Below are 15,709 nucleotides of genomic sequence, written 5' to 3' on the forward strand. Positions count from 1 at the left end.
ATAATCATTAATGCTTTTTATCTTACTTTCTCATGGCTTTATCTAAATTTCTTGATGCACGCAACGATTATGCCTTCAAAAGAATATTTGGCACCGAGAAGAATAAAGATATCCTCATTCATTTCTTGAACGATATTTTAGGCTTTACTGGTTTAGCTGCTATTCACGATGTTGAATTCTTAGCTACCATTTTAGACCCTGAAATTGCCGCTAAAAAGCAGAGTATTGTCGATGTTCTTTGTAAAGACTCTCAAGGTTCAAGATACATCATAGAAATGCAGTTTACTAAGACCAAAGGCTTCGAAAAGCGTGCTCAGTATTATGCTGTTAAAGCCTACTCAAGTCAAGCTGATCAAGGTGATAATTATCATAATCTCAAGGAAATTATCTTCATAGCTGTTGCTGATTGTATTATTTTTCCAGATAAGACTGAGTACAAATCTAATCATGTCATTTTAGATCAAAATAGCTTTGAACATGACTTAAAGGATTTTTACTTCGTATTCATAGAACTACCTAAATTTACAAAGACAAAAGAAGACCAACTAGAAAATATAGTAGAAAAATGGTGTTATTTTTTCCGATATGCAGCAGAAACAAGGGAAGAGGATCTAGATAAGATAGTTGGTAGTGACGTAATAATAAAACGAGCTTATGAAGAGATGAATAAGTTTAATTGGTCAGAAGAAGAGTTACTAGCATATGAACAAATGAAGAAACGCATAATGGATGAGATTGCTGCTTTTGCTCAAAAATTTGATGAGGGTCTTAAAGTTGGTCAAGAAAAAGGTAGACAAGAAGAAAAAATCGAAGTTGCAAAAAACTCACTCAAGGCCGGTGTCTCTATTGATGTTATCGCTGAAATCACTGGCCTCTCTTTAGATGAGATCCGAAAATTAAAGGATTAATACGAAAATGTTCAAAAAAGCATATACATCAAGTTAAGGGAAAGTGGCATAAAGAAAAAAAGGGGATGGAAAAAACCACTTTAGATAGTAATTAATAAGGTTAGTGGTTTATACGATTACTCTAGATAAAAATGCTCTAAAAAATAAATGTAACAAATAAAACACCTACTTTAAATTTTACTATATTAGACAATCTTTCCTTAACTTAACGCCATTGCTTGAACGGATACCTTTTGATTGAATAAGATAATACGATAGTAAATAAAAGGTTGTATTAGAGCTGAATTTTACATCAAAAAATATTTTTCATGATATAAAAAATTATTATTGACTTTTATGCAATTAGAGAACTTATATACAATTACACTTTCATAGAAGATATAAACCTAAATAAAATTTTTATCCTTATTTTAGTCAAATAATTTTTGACAATAAAAGCATAGTTGATATCGTAGTCTTATAAGTAAGTGGCTTGCAGTATTGTAGGCAATTAATTAATCGTGGTGTTGATTGTATGATAGTGATTTCGTTGTTGTATTGGTTGAAGTAAGTTTTTGTATGTTTATTTGTGAGGGTGTTTATGCAAGAAAATGAGCCTGTTTTGCCTCCAGGCTTTCGTGTAGGAAAAGCAACTACAGATGGAAACTGTTTTTTTGATTCGTTTAAGCAAGGACTAGGACAATTAGGAATGAGCGCTGCTGTTGAGGAACTGCGAGAATATTGTAAAGAATTTGCACAAAATAACCCACCAGAATGGTTCATAAATGCTATTGCTAACAGTTATGACAATAATGGTGTAGTGCGTAGGGAAACTCCAGATTCTTATGCAAAAAATATTCTAAATAACAATAGATGGGGTGATTCCGAAGTTGAAGGTAGAATACTTTGTGGAAAGTATGGTGTAAAACTGCATGTTATGGAAAGACATGTTGTGGATGGAAAAGAGGTATGGACAAATCAGATCATAAATAGTGAAGAAGGTTCTAAGAATGTGGACAACATAGATTATAATGAGGAAAATACTATACACATAATAAATAGAGGCCATGGTCATTTTATTCCAATATTGAGAAAACAAAACGACAGAGGAAGTGGTGAGCCTCTTAATGATCTTGAAAAAAAGATCGAAGGTTACCTTGGCGAATCTTCGCATTTTGTTGATATATTTGGGAACGTTGAAGTAATTTATTTAGGTCGTTACAATAATCAAGACTGCGTTGAAGAAAGAAATTTTAAGTTTGCTGTTTTAACTAATAAAAGAGACTCAGAAGGTCAACAAATTGTAAGGTGCTATACTATTTCTTATAGAATAAACAGTCCTGACTCAAGATTCAGTGAAGAAGAGATGGAATTGGTAAGAAACAAACTACCTGATAGCGATACTGAAGGGAAAAAACGAGCATTTGTGTTTCAAGAGTATAAAATGTTCACAGGAAAAGAAAGGAAGGGGAATGATAGAGAATTAGTCTGTAAATCATTTTCTGAAAAGCAAGAATTTACTAGAGAGTTGAAATGTCCATATAATGAATTTGTAGCATCAATCGGGGGCTTTGGTTCACGTAGTCTTTTTTCTCCTGTACGTGCTTCTACACCAATTGCCCGAAGAAATATACCTAGAGGACATGATAAGGCTTACGCGTATAAGTTTTTAGAAGATCTGCTTAAAATAGAGATGAGCCCTGATGTGCTAGTAGATGTTATAGTTGATAGTAAAGATGATACTAAAATCGCTGTAGTAGGACGTCCAAAGGTATTGGGAAGTTCTACAAAACAAATGCGTCATGTTATACCATATTCTTCGATAAAGAGTGCTATTGAAAGTGCGGTGAAAGTAAAAGAAAAAGGTGGCTACATATTACATGTGAAAAACATGGTAGAACAAGTTATGACTCCACTAATAATAAGCAGAGAAGGTTTGTGTTTGACAGAAGGACAGTATGATCAACTTCGACAAAATAATATTATTTCTTCTGATGAACATAATAAATTTAAACTCACGACTAAAACTAAAAAAGGACACCGCAATAGATATCACTTAATATACGATAAAGAGATTATCGAAACCATTAACAAAGAAAAAATTTTTACAGAAGAAGAAATAAAAAAAGCTCGCACTGGTTTTAATGCAAGACTTAGAAAATACATAAGTCATGGAATTGATTATCTAACTGATGGATTAGCTGCAGAAGATATAAACACTGTTACAATAATGTGTGAGGGAGTTGCCAGAATAATATTAACTATGTTTAATCAAGACATACATGCTGCTTTTCCTGAAGAAGGTAATACTCTATCAGAAGAAATTCGTTTATATGAGAGCCAAAACGATGCAAAAGAACCTAAAGCAAAGGTGTTTAGTGTATTGCTACATGACGAAATCACTCAAGAGATAGTCGGAGATTATAATCTTCGTATTAGAATTGTGAATAATGAAGGATATATAGTAAAGAGAACAGCATGTGTGTTGAGTGTTTTAAATTCTTTACTAAAAACTACTTCATATAATATCAATGAAAAAGAAAGTAAGAAATATTTGGATGATTATAATGAAAAGTGTAATTCTACTATTAGAACACATAGTCAAGATTTAGATAATTATAATGGGAAGATTAATAAAAATAATCTAAATGATGTTCTTTATAATCATGTAGCAAAACATTTGTATGAAGTATTTGATTTTAAACCGTTGGAAAAAAGAGTATTAGCGCCAAGAAGAGAGGCAGGGGATGCTATCAAAGTATATCCTTCTGCTGGTGGTATAAGAGAAGCAGAATATTTAGTACAAGAAGGAGATGAATATAGAAGGTTAAAAATAAATGAAGCAAAAGGTTATAATGATAAAGCAATATTTCGTTCAGGAATGGCTAATAAATTAATAGGAAAAATACTATCTAGTAAAATTGTTTCTCATGTTATTATTCATCTAGTGCCATACAGGTACTTGAAGGATGGTTTTATGGAAAGTGCAGTGGAAGAAGGATTAGGAAATGGAATGCAAGAGGTACTAAATTCTTTTATAAATTTAGTACAGCAAGACTATATTAATGCGCCATTTCACGAAAGAATTGGAGAAGTACTAAATGATGATTGGGTAAATCGAACACTTGAAAAATATCAAGAACAAAATCAGTCTTTTTCTGAAGCAAGCAGTATCATTGTAGATGAAAGTCACACTAAAAAACTGCCAGGAGAAGGTGGTATCGATGGAAGTGATATTACAGCACTACCAAAAGAAGGAGTTGTCACTAATATTGAGCAACTCTTAAAAGGAGAAGGCGTTAAGGAACATATACATATAGGAGGTTATATGAAAAAACGTAAAAGTAATTTACAGATGGCATTTGAAGAAGCACACTCAGATTTCTTATGTGATGCAGTGAATAATAATAACCCTGACTTGATTACACAATGGGTGGAAAATAACCTAATGAAAGGTGACGACCAAATAAGAGGTGGTAAAACATCAAGAACTGCTTTTTATGAGGCAGAAAAATCATTAATGAGAGAGTATATTCTTGAAGGTAAATTTGATAATATTGTCACTCTTCTTGATGCAATTCATAATGAAAAGTTCAAAAGTAGGGATAGCTATAAAGAATTAAAAATAAAAGAATGTGAAGTACTGACAGGTGCAATAGTAATGGCAAGAGGGTCTTTGGAAAGAGATGACACTATGCACAAGAATCTGCATGATTTGTTAAAAGATAAACAAGAGAAATTAAAAAAAATGGAAGATATAGATCTTGAAAAAGATGGAGTATCTACTAAAATAACAGAAGCCCTTAACGTAGTTAAGGTTAATTCTGCAGGTAGTTCTAAGGGTAAGTAGTAAATTTCAATGTTTTATTAAGGCTTCATAAGTGTGCGGTAGGGGATACTATATTAATTTCGTTTTCCTACCGTATCACTAGTAATAGGTTTGTAAATTCTATATGGTTTTTTGCAGCGGTTTTATGTTGAGTGGTCATATAGTACCATAGGCTGATGTTGCTCCAACAAATAACGATCCCTTGACTATAAAAAATCTCAAATTGCTTGCTCTATAACGTATATGTCAAATATTTATTGTAGAATATGTGGCCTTAGCCAGAAAAAGTTGTAGAGAAGTTAAGAATATTTTTCACAAAAAGGACGATACCAATAAAAAGGATTTCATTCTATTGGGGATAAAAACTGTTATGAATTTTCCTGTTATTTCCGAGTTCAATAATATTAATTTAGCAATATTTTATTAAGATCTTAAGCAAAACAATCATTTACAGCATTCAAAACCAATGGCGGTGAGAAATGTTTGTCTTAGATGTACAGTCCCAGAGTGTGATGGTATGATAAAATATGAGAAAAAAATACCATCAAAGGAGGAGTTATGGGACAAATATTGCATGGGTGCGCCAAAACAACACAGACGATTCGTAGAGCAATACAAAATAGAAAAGAGAGCATAGCAAAACTCTCCAAGCATTATAACCTTAATCCAAAAACTATTATTAAGTGGAGAAAACGTTCATTTACGAAAGATGCTGATATGGGTCCAAAGCGTCCAAGATCGACTGTTTTAACGCTAGAAGAGGAAGCTATAATAGTTACATTTCGCAAGTATACACTACTGCCACTAGATGATTGCCTTTACGCTCTGCAGTCTACAATTCCGCATTTGACTCGCTCTAGCTTGCATCGTTGTTTACAAAGACACAACATTAGCAGATTACCAACTGTTGATGGAGAAGTTAAGTCAAAAAAGAAATTCAAACAATATCCTATCGGTTACTTTCATATTGATATTGCTGAAGTTAGATGTACAGTCCCAGAGTGTGATGGTATGATAAAATATGAGAAAAAAATACCATCAAAGGAGGAGTTATGGGACAAATATTGCATGGGTGCGCCAAAACAACACAGACGATTCGTAGAGCAATACAAAATAGAAAAGAGAGCATAGCAAAACTCTCCAAGCATTATAACCTTAATCCAAAAACTATTATTAAGTGGAGAAAACGTTCATTTACGAAAGATGCTGATATGGGTCCAAAGCGTCCAAGATCGACTGTTTTAACGCTAGAAGAGGAAGCTATAATAGTTACATTTCGCAAGTATACACTACTGCCACTAGATGATTGCCTTTACGCTCTGCAGTCTACAATTCCGCATTTGACTCGCTCTAGCTTGCATCGTTGTTTACAAAGACACAACATTAGCAGATTACCAACTGTTGATGGAGAAGTTAAGTCAAAAAAGAAATTCAAACAATATCCTATCGGTTACTTTCATATTGATATTGCTGAAGTTAGAACTGAGGAGGGCAAATTACATTTGTTTGTTGCTATTGATAGGACATCCAAATTTACCTATGTTGAGTTGCGTAACAGTGCTACAAAACCCATAGCTGCTGAGTTCTTACGTAATTTGATTAGAATTTTACCGTATAAAATCCATACTATTTTGACAGATAACGGTATACAATTTACAAACCAGAAGCGTCATAAGTATGCTTTCCAACATATATTTGATAGAGTTTGCGAAGGGAATGTTATTGAACATCGTTTGACAAAAGTTAGCCATCCTTGGACGAATGGGCAAGTCGAGCGTATGAATAAAACTTTAAAGGATGCTACAGTTAAGAAGTATTACTATCAATCGCACCAGCAACTTAAAGAACACCTTTATAACTTTGTTATGGCTTATAATTATGCAAAGAGACTCAAAACTCTTAAGGGTCTTACTCCTTATGAATTTATATGTTATCAGTGGACACAGTCTCCAGAATTATTTATACTAAATCCACACCATCACACTCTGGGACCATACATTTCCACAACAGAATTGTCGTAACAACAACCTTTATGACTCATCTATGTTTTTTATGGATAAGAGATATTGATAACCTTGCGAAGTATATTGTGAACCTTGATCACTATGTAATAGTAGATTTTTGGCAGGTTTACGCTTGTTAACGGCCATTAATAAAGAGTCCATAACCAATTGTTTATTTATTGAACTGCTCATTGACCAGCCAACTACCATGCGTGAATATAGATCGATTATTGTTGCCAAATATAGCCATCCTTCTTTGGTTTTTATATAAGTAATCCCATACTTTATTTGGTTGATCGACAATAAAGTTTTGGTCTAATATATTGGGAGCTACTGTCCGTTTGTTGTTTCTTAATTTTAAATTTTCTTCTCAATATAGCCTGAATACCATTTTTCTGCATAATACTTTGCACTGTTTTTAAGTTGCAACTTTTACCCAAAGCCTTCAATTCAGCATGAATTTTAGGAGCTCCATATCTACATTTAGAAGCTTGATATATTTTTTGAATATCTGCTAATAACTCTTTATTTGCTGATTCTCTACTGCTTATTTTTCTTGTGGTCCACTTATAGTAGCCACTAGCAGAAAATCCTACATAATTCCTGTACTTTATAGCAGTTACTATATAAAAAAATATTTTACTCTTTTTGACTGGCCAGGGCTTTTTTTAAAATGTCTCTTTCCCTTGTTACTCTTGCTAACTCTCTTTGTAAATCAAACCTCTCTTTGTCGTAAGGAGCCATGTTACCTCTACCTGGAAATGCATCTGCTGCCGACTTTTTTTCGTTGTGTTTCTTTATCCATTTTCCTAATAAACCACCCTTTATTCCTAAATCCTTTGCTATTTTCGTAATTGTTTGACCTGCCTTTCTTTGTTCATTTGCCAGCTTAACAGCTTCCAATTTGAATTCTGCCGTATATTCTCTTGCCATTTCTAATCCTCAAAAATTTTATTTTACCCGAAAAAACTCCTTTCTTTCTCTCCACTTTTTCTGGGTAAGGTCAAGAAGCCTATTGTCTAATTATGTACCTAAATTTTATTACGGCACTTTCACTACTACTTTAACGAGTGAGCTACCTTTCTATAAAAGACCTATCGACTGTTGCAATTATAGGCGTAAACAAGAATGATAAAAGAGTACGAGATTGAGTAACTATGTACACTTCTGCTGGCATACCAGGGTATAGGTATACGTTTTTAAACTGAGCAAGCTCTGGTTTTGGTATCACTACACGTACTGAATAATAACGCCCTAGCCTTGGATCATCAAGGGCATCGGGAGAAATATTGCTTACTATACCATTAATTAAACTTAAACGACGTGCACTGTAAGCACTTAAACGAACTTTAACCTTTAGCCCTTCTAGCCCATCAATAGAGACTATGTTGCTATCTTTCTTTTGTGCTGACAGTATCTCTTCTATGTTTCTGGTCTGAATTTTAGCATCTATTATTAGGTCATCATCCGATGGCACTACGCTCATGATCGGAACTCCAGATTGTATAACACCACCTTCAGTATGGTATCTTATATCTGTGACTATCCCATCTTGAGGCGATTTAATTATTGTACGTGCTAATGAATCTTCAGCAACCATCAGTCTCTCTTTCAAGTCTGCAATAGACGTACTAACTTCCTTAAGTTCAGCGTTTGCTCTTTCTTGAGAATCATTTCTCACGTTTATAATTTCTAATTCGTTCTCTCCAATTTTTTGCTGCACTTGAGATATTGCAGAACGGTAATGTCCAACTCTGCCTTCAATTTCAACAAACTGCTTTTCTAAAGCTAAAATGTGTGGTTTGCTTATATGGCCACTATCAAGTAATTGTCTTTTTGTTTCCAACTCCTCAGTTATCAAGTCATATTGCTTATGAGCTGCATTTAGTTGAAAGTTTAGCCCCGCTAATTCATCATTTAACTGCTTTATACGTTGTTGCAGTATGTCTGTTTTTCCCAATATGCTCTTTCTCTGAGAGTTGAACAACTTTACTTGATTCTTTATCGCTTTATTTACAAGTTCATCGTGAGATAATTTTTTAACCTCATCAGGAAACTCGAGCGTGTCCAAATCTACTCTGATTGCAAGAAGCCTTGCTTCTGTTGCTAAAAATGATAAGAGCTTCTCTTTGATGATACTTAAATTCGCCTTCTCGTTAACATCACTCAACAAAACTAGAGGCTCATCTTTTTTAACTGCTTGACCCTCTTTTACTAAAATTTTGCTTATTATTCCTCCGCCCAAATGTTGAACTATTTTTCTATTTGAAGATACAATAACTTCTCCACTTGCATGCACCGCACCGTCAATTGGAGCTATAGCCGACCAAATACCACCTATCCCAAAAAAGATGAGTATTACTACCAGACCAAAAAATAGTGGTCCCCATGTTACTTTCAGGACTTCATTTACGTTATTACTTTCGCGTTTTAAAATAAAATTTATCACTGCATCAATCAATGCAAACGTCTTATCCAAAAATTTTGGGTACTTCTTCTTTTTATTTTTTGCTCCTTGCATATTTATATTATCACCATGGCCAATCAAGCCTGTCAAAGAAAATCCAGCGCTAAGCTTTTTTAACTTACTTATCATAATACTACTGTGAATTTGTGTTAACTCAAGGTAACACACAAAAACAAAGAATCTATAATTTAAGCATTCCATTTAGACTGTAGAGCACCAGAATAAACTATTTAGTAACAATTCCTGCATCAACTATGTTTTTAAAATTTTTTGACGTTTAACTTTATTATAACTTTTTCTTTATTTTGTGAATATCTGAGTTACTTATATTATGTAAGAAATCTATTGCCAACTAGTCAATATTCTGTTAGGAATTAAGATAATATAAAGTTATTATGCTTAAATTGGAAAGCAGAAAGTTCCTGATTACTGGCGCATCAGGCGGAATAGGGCAAGCAATTGTAAAAATTATGCACAAAGCCGGAGCAACTTTATGTATTTCTGGCACAAAAAAAGAAGTGCTCGAAGAAGTTGCTAAACAATATGAAAAAAACATGCATGTACTCCCTTGTGATTTATCAAATGCTGAGGAAGTAAATCAACTAATAAATAGAGCAAGTGAGCTGATGGAAGGCTTTGACGGGCTCGTATGCAATGCGGGTATTACGCGAGACAGTTTATTATTGAGAATGACAGATGAAGCATGGCAAAAAGTAATTGATATTAACTTGAGCTCTACATTTAAGCTGAGTAGAGAAGCATGCAGAAAACTAATTAAGAATAATTGGGGAAGAATTATAAATATTTCCTCAATAATAGGGCTGACAGGAAACGCCGGGCAAGCAAATTATGCGGCGTCTAAAGCTGGAATAATAGCTATGAGCAAATCCATAGCAAAAGAAGTTGCAAGTCGTAATATAACAGTAAATTGTATTGCTCCTGGGTTTATAGATACTAAAATGACTGAAGTTTTAAATGAAGGACAAAAGGGAAAAATATTAGATAATATTCCAATGAAAAGAATGGGAACAGGGGAAGAAATAGCAGCAGGGGTCTTGTTTTTAGCAAGTGATGAAGCAAAATATATAACAGGGCATGTGCTCAATATTAATGGTGGGTTATTTATGTAGCAACACTTATGTATGGACAAATTATAATTTTTACTTTAAAATAAAAAATGTGTAGGTTTAGGTTAATTTATTACTTAGAGGCAAAAAAATGAGCTCTATAATGGAATTTTTTAGTGTTTTTTGCGTAGTATTGCTTTTCTCTTTCTCAGGTTATGCAGCTGACCCTGATATGGATGACACAACTAAAGTAATATGCAATATTATTGGTTATGTTTGGGGGATAGGCGGTCCACTTATGACGGTAGTAATAATTGGTGCAGCTTTGCTTGCAATATTTGGCAGGATGCCGTGGCCAGCCCTCTTTGCTCTTGGCATGTTCTGTGGTGTATTTTTTGGCGCTAAAACTATCATAACGAAAATTATGCCCAACGTAAGCGATGAAGCAAAAACTATGTTGGAAAAGTGTGGACAAAAATAATCCAAAAAGTGCAGAAATGCTTTTTTGTTATCCATTAAACCGCTTCATATCTTCAACTTGCAACAAATAAGGGCTATCTTTTGGTAAAGTTTTAACAGCTAGCTCAGCATATTTTGTAAATTGCTTTAAATCACCTTCAATACAAGCCTTTTTTGTCAAGGCAAAATAATGCATTGCCGTATCAGCTTCACATTTATATGCAATGCTTAAATACTTCCAGACAAAAGCGTTATCTGGTTCTACATTCAAAATCTGCTCCAGGTAAAAAATCGCCTTTTTTGCATCACCGTGTAATAATAAAGTATGAGATAATGCAAGTTTCACTAAATAACTGTTTTTCTCAGATAAATACCTAAGAACCTGTCTTGAAAGGAACTAAGCAGCTAATTTAGCAAGCATAATAGTAATCATATTAAAGGAGATATTAGTTTTTGAAGTAAGAGGAGAATGCTCATAATCCTTGCCCATACGTCTAAAATTGGAAAGCCAAGCAAAAGTTCTTTCAACAATCCACCGTTTAGGAATAACTTGAAATCCTACAGCATCAGCTGCTTTTTTAGTAATCGTCAATAAACATCCTGTTTTCAATAAACAGTAATTTTGCAATTTACCAATATATCCCTGATCAGCGAGAAACCTTTGTAGCGTTGAAGCTTTTCGTTTAGCTTGAGTAAAAAGATTTAGAGCACCATCACGATCTTGAATGCCTGCACTATGAACATCAGCTGTAATAATTAGGCCTATTGTATCCACAATGATGTGACGTTTTCTACCCTTTATTTTCTTGCCAGCATCATATCCTCTGGATCCCCTTTTTGAGTGGTTTTCACTGATTGACTGTCAATTATTCCTACCGAAGGTATTTCATTTTTGCCAACCATTTTTCTTACCTTTTTTACTAACATATCGTGTATTTCTTCCAATTTGCCACTATTACGCCACCTGAGAAAATAATCATACACCGTTTTCCATGGCGGAAAATCTTTTGGCAGCATTCTCCACTGGCAACCACCTTTCATTATGTATCTTATTGCATTAATAATTGTTCTAATATTGTGCTTTCTTGGCCGTCCTACTGCACCTTGTGCAACACTTGGCTCCAAAATTTCCCATTCTTTGTCACTTATATCACTTGGATACATTTTTACCTACTATTTTTTACTTATCTCATCATATTCTCTTTCTCATTTCTTTTCAAGACAGGCTCTGAGGGTTAATGATAATACTAGAAACTAATCCTACCATATAACTAATCATTGCTATCGATTGAAAATAACCCATAGCACTACTCATTTGCAATATATGACCAGCAGATATGTGAGCAATCTCATGTGCTAATATACCAAGCAGGACATAAGGTTTAGCCGAATATTGTAAAAGTCCTAAATGAATGAAAATACTGTTATTGTTAATTACAAAAGCATTAATCGAATTGTCATTAATTATAAAAACTTTTATTTGCTCATGATCAATATCCGCAGCAGAAAATAAAGGTTGCGCTAGCTCTTTCACTATTGCTTCCACTTCACTATCTCTAATAATGTTAATAGAGTAAGCATTATTACAATATGCAAAAAAGAACAATAAGGTCAAAAACTTAGCAACTCTAAACATGAAAATTCTGTGCTTGTATAATTTATAGAAATTCTATATTTTAACACTTAAATTATACAAATTTATAAACGCTAGTTTAAATTTTTAACGTAACTGATAAGTTTGTCGATGGTAGTTAACTTAATTTTATGTTGTTCAGCAAATTTAAGTAACTGAGGTAAGCGCATCATAGAGCCATCATCATTCACTAATTCACAAATAACTGCTGAATGATCAAACCCTACTAACTTCGCCATTTCAACACTCGCTTCAGTATGACCAGCACGTTGTACCACCCCACCTTTATGTGCAATTACAGGAAAAACATGACCTGGAGTTATGATGTCATCCTGAGTACCATCCTTGTTGATAGCAGCATGTATAGTTTTCGTTCTATCCTCTGCTGAAACACCGGTTGTAATGCCATAACGTGCATCAATTGATGTAGTAAATGCGGTATGATTTTCACCAATATTTTTCTTTTCCATGAAATTAAGGCCCAACCTTTTCATGTGAAATTTAGTCATTGCTAAGCAAACAACCCCTGTACCGTACCTAACCATAAAAGCCATATGTTCCGGCTTTATTTTCTCAGCTAAGACAATCAAATCGCCTTCATTTTCTCTATTTTCATCATCAACTAAAATGAATAATTTACCGGAACGAGCATCCTCTAATACATCTTCCACAAAAGAAATACCTGGTAGACTCATTGAAGCATAAGTGGCCTGTACCATAATAATTTACTTAAATTCAATCTTAACTATTTTATACAATTTCTCTCCATTTGGCACTGTCACTTCCACATATTCACCGACTTTTTTGCCGATTAAGGCACTCCCAAGTGGTGAACTAGTAGATATTAACTGCTTTGAAACATCAGCTTCATATTCGCCTACAACCTTATAAACATATTCCACTTCACCGTTATTATCACTTAACATGCTTAATGTCACAGTTGCACCAAACATTACTGAATCACCAGACAAATTTTTTACTTCTATTACTTCCGCATGTGAGAGCTTACTTTCTATCTCCATTATACGGCCTTCAATAAAACCTAACCTTTCCCGTGCTGCATGATACTCTGCGTTTTCAGACAAATCACCTTGATCACGAGCATCAGAAATAGCCTGTATCACAGAAGGTTTTTCTTCCTTTAATTTTTCAAGTTCGGCTTGCATATTCTCAAAACCTTCCCTCGTCATAGGAAATTTATTAATAATGGATGAAGCCATAATCACCACCTAAACGCAATTAAATTGAGTAACGAAATTACTCACAATGTTAAAAATATCACCTTTTATATCATCACTCATGTCATTTGACAACTTTTTTAAAACCCCAGGGTGTACAGTATGAAAATAATTAATAAGATCATGTTCAAATTTATTAATGTAACTTATTTGTATTTTACTTAACTGATTATATAGGTTAGAAAAAATATACATCAGCACTACTTGCTCTTCTATTGACATAGGTAAATGTTGTTTTTGCTTTAATAACTCGACAAGATATTTACCCTTATTCAAGGATAATTGAACACTAGCATCAAGATCAGAACCAAATTTTGCGAAATCTTCTAATTCTCTATACTGAGCTAAGCTTAGCTTTATAGAACCAGCAACTTTCTTCACAGACTTTAGTTGTGCAGCAGAACCAACCCGTGAAACTGACAAACCTATATTTACTGCAGGTCGAAATCCTTTATAAAATAATTCAGACTCAAGAAAGATCTGCCCATCGGTAATTGAAATAACATTTGTTGGCACATATGCAGATACATCACCAGCTTGAGTTTCGACAATTGGCAAAGCAGTTAAAGAACCCTGCCCTTTTTTATCAGACATTTTAGCAGCTCTTTCAAGCAAGCGAGAATGTACATAGAATATATCTCCAGGGTAAGCTTCACGACCAGAAGGACGTCTGAGCAATAAAGACATCTGCCTATATGCCACAGCATGCTTAGATAAATCATCATATATAATCAAACAATGCATTCCATTGTCACGGAAAAATTCCCCAATAGTGCAACCAGCATAAGGTGCTAAAAATTGCATAGGCGCGCAGTCAGATGCACTAGCCACAACTACAGTTGTATACTCTAATGCTCCGCTTTCTTTCAGCTTATTTACCACTTTTGCTACTGTTGAAATTTTTTGCCCAATAGCAACATAAACACAGTAAACTTTTTGATTTTCGTTTACCTCATCGTTAATCTTCTTCTGATTGATAATAGTATCAAGCGCAATAGTAGTTTTACCAATTTGTCTATCACCAATAATTAATTCACGCTGCCCTCTACCTATTGGAATTAGCAAATCTATAATTTTAATTCCTGTTTGCAGTGGCTCATGCACAGACTTACGATCAATAATGCCTGGCGCTTTAGATTCTATATCCATTCTGTTTTTGGCTCTAATTTCCCCACCGTCGTCCATAGGATGGCCCAACGCATTTACAACTCTCCCTAACAATTCATGCCCTACAGGCACCTGCACAACATCACCACTACATTTTACAACGTCCCCTTCTTTCACATCACGGTCATTACCAAGCACAACTATTCCAGCCGTATTATGATCTAAATCGAGAACTATTCCTTCTACACCACTTGCAAAAAATACCTTTTCACCGAATTTTGCTTTTTCCAGCCCATAAACCAATGCGATACCATCTGTTACTGAAATTACTTCACCTATATTTTCCCGCTTTATAGGATTATCAAACGTCTCAACCTTTTCTCTTATTATACTTGCTATCTCAGAAACATTCATACTGTTCTTCATACAAAATTCCTTACTTTTAATATTTCCATTTTACTTAAGTCAACTAACCTATCCAAGTAACTTTTTAGCGAAGCATCGATCAAATTAAAACCATACCTAACTACGAAGCCACCTAGTATAGAAGGGTCAACCACATTGCTTACTTTTATTATTTTACCAAGAAAGCTCAAAGATTCAGTAATTATTTTTATATCAGATTCCTTTAAAGTTTCTGCTGACTTTATAGTAATTTCGAATTCATTTTCATTTTCTCTTGCAAGACTTAAGAATTTTTCTAATATAAGGATCAATAAACTAGAGCGTTTATTTGCAAATATAACCATAATAAATTTTACTAAATTCTCACTCAAGTGCTCATTTATAGAAAGCATCACTTCTTTTTTGTGTGCAAAAGAAATCATAGGATGAGATAGGTACACAAAAACATCACGTTGATCCTTAAAAAAAGCCAACAAAAATTCTACTTCTTTCCTTATAATACCTAACCTGCTTCCTGAGACATGAAATAGCACTCTAGCGTAAGATGAAACTAAATTATTGTATTGGGTCTTTTTCATATTAAATCCAGTAAATCTAAATTAATTCAGCTACAA

At 33.9% G+C, this 15,709-nt stretch carries 12 protein-coding genes and 4 pseudogenes; 7 read left to right on the top strand and 9 right to left on the bottom strand.

Going from position 1 to position 15,709, the window contains the following annotated elements; all coding sequences use genetic code 11:
• Positions 1–32 precede the first annotated feature (32 nt).
• From HUB92_RS01630 to HUB92_RS01650, 5 genes and pseudogenes are all read left to right on the top strand, one after another.
• Positions 33–908 (top strand): Rpn family recombination-promoting nuclease/putative transposase, encoded by an 876-nt coding sequence (locus HUB92_RS01630; protein WP_209473071.1) that lies wholly within the window; start codon positions 33–35, stop codon positions 906–908.
• 580 nt (positions 909–1,488) lie between these two features.
• On the top strand, positions 1,489–4,737 hold the full coding sequence (locus HUB92_RS01635) for an OTU domain-containing protein (RefSeq protein ID WP_209473073.1): 3,249 nt from the start codon (positions 1,489–1,491) through the stop codon (positions 4,735–4,737).
• A 247-nt stretch (positions 4,738–4,984) separates the two neighbouring features.
• On the top strand, positions 4,985–5,143 hold the full coding sequence (locus tag HUB92_RS01640; RefSeq protein WP_209473075.1) for a hypothetical protein: 159 nt from the start codon (positions 4,985–4,987) through the stop codon (positions 5,141–5,143).
• A gap of 131 nt (positions 5,144–5,274) precedes the next feature.
• A pseudogene (locus HUB92_RS01645) lies at positions 5,275–5,703 on the top strand (transposase family protein); the annotation flags it as partial.
• A 65-nt stretch (positions 5,704–5,768) separates the two neighbouring features.
• Positions 5,769–6,737 carry an IS481 family transposase gene (locus tag HUB92_RS01650; protein ID WP_209473077.1) on the top strand — a complete coding sequence of 323 codons (969 nt, stop codon included), beginning with the start codon at positions 5,769–5,771 and terminating at the stop codon, positions 6,735–6,737.
• Here HUB92_RS01650 and HUB92_RS07230 read toward each other — a convergent pair.
• Together HUB92_RS07230 and HUB92_RS01670 are read right to left on the bottom strand one after the other, a co-directional pair.
• Positions 6,710–7,652: pseudogene (locus tag HUB92_RS07230) on the bottom strand (IS3 family transposase); the annotation flags it as partial. The gene HUB92_RS01650 and the pseudogene HUB92_RS07230 overlap by 28 nt on opposite strands.
• Positions 7,653–7,794: 142 nt before the next feature.
• Positions 7,795–9,315: an HlyD family type I secretion periplasmic adaptor subunit gene (locus HUB92_RS01670; RefSeq protein WP_209473080.1), complete on the bottom strand. Its 1,521-nt coding sequence runs from the start codon at positions 9,313–9,315 to the stop codon at positions 7,795–7,797.
• Between the two features lie 266 nt (positions 9,316–9,581).
• Between HUB92_RS01670 and fabG the strand changes: the two genes are divergently transcribed.
• The gene (gene fabG / locus HUB92_RS01675; protein ID WP_015589136.1) at positions 9,582–10,316 is read left to right on the top strand and encodes a 3-oxoacyl-[acyl-carrier-protein] reductase; all 735 of its coding nucleotides are present in this window, start codon (positions 9,582–9,584) and stop codon (positions 10,314–10,316) included.
• A gap of 88 nt (positions 10,317–10,404) precedes the next feature.
• Positions 10,405–10,734 carry a TrbC/VirB2 family protein gene (locus HUB92_RS01680; RefSeq protein ID WP_155968336.1) on the top strand — a complete coding sequence of 110 codons (330 nt, stop codon included), beginning with the start codon at positions 10,405–10,407 and terminating at the stop codon, positions 10,732–10,734.
• Positions 10,735–10,761: 27 nt separating this feature from the next.
• Here HUB92_RS01680 and HUB92_RS01685 read toward each other — a convergent pair.
• The 7 genes and pseudogenes from HUB92_RS01685 to atpH all read right to left on the bottom strand — a co-directional run.
• Positions 10,762–11,091 (bottom strand): annotated as a pseudogene (locus HUB92_RS01685) (M48 family metalloprotease); the annotation flags it as partial.
• 18 nt (positions 11,092–11,109) lie between these two features.
• A protein-coding gene (locus tag HUB92_RS01690) for an IS5 family transposase (RefSeq protein WP_410543343.1) occupies positions 11,110–11,876 on the bottom strand; the annotation gives its coding sequence in 2 pieces (ribosomal slippage) (positions 11,110–11,549 and positions 11,549–11,876; 768 coding nt in all).
• A 55-nt stretch (positions 11,877–11,931) separates the two neighbouring features.
• Positions 11,932–12,348 (bottom strand): annotated as a pseudogene (locus tag HUB92_RS01695) (M48 family metallopeptidase); the annotation flags it as partial.
• Between the two features lie 71 nt (positions 12,349–12,419).
• A complete protein-coding gene (ribB, locus tag HUB92_RS01700; RefSeq protein WP_209473084.1) occupies positions 12,420–13,064 on the bottom strand; it encodes a 3,4-dihydroxy-2-butanone-4-phosphate synthase in 645 nt (214 codons plus the stop codon).
• A gap of 6 nt (positions 13,065–13,070) precedes the next feature.
• Positions 13,071–13,565 carry a transcription elongation factor GreA gene (gene greA, locus HUB92_RS01705; protein WP_007549342.1) on the bottom strand — a complete coding sequence of 165 codons (495 nt, stop codon included), beginning with the start codon at positions 13,563–13,565 and terminating at the stop codon, positions 13,071–13,073.
• A 9-nt stretch (positions 13,566–13,574) separates the two neighbouring features.
• The gene (gene atpA, locus HUB92_RS01710; protein ID WP_209473086.1) at positions 13,575–15,116 is read right to left on the bottom strand and encodes a F0F1 ATP synthase subunit alpha; all 1,542 of its coding nucleotides are present in this window, start codon (positions 15,114–15,116) and stop codon (positions 13,575–13,577) included.
• On the bottom strand, positions 15,113–15,673 hold the full coding sequence (atpH, locus tag HUB92_RS01715; protein ID WP_010962742.1) for an ATP synthase F1 subunit delta: 561 nt from the start codon (positions 15,671–15,673) through the stop codon (positions 15,113–15,115). The genes atpA and atpH overlap by 4 nt, the downstream gene beginning before the upstream one ends.
• Between the last annotated feature and the right edge of the window lie 36 nt (positions 15,674–15,709).

Source organism: Wolbachia endosymbiont of Wiebesia pumilae (assembly GCF_017869285.1).
Lineage (GTDB): Bacteria > Pseudomonadota > Alphaproteobacteria > Rickettsiales > Anaplasmataceae > Wolbachia > Wolbachia pipientis.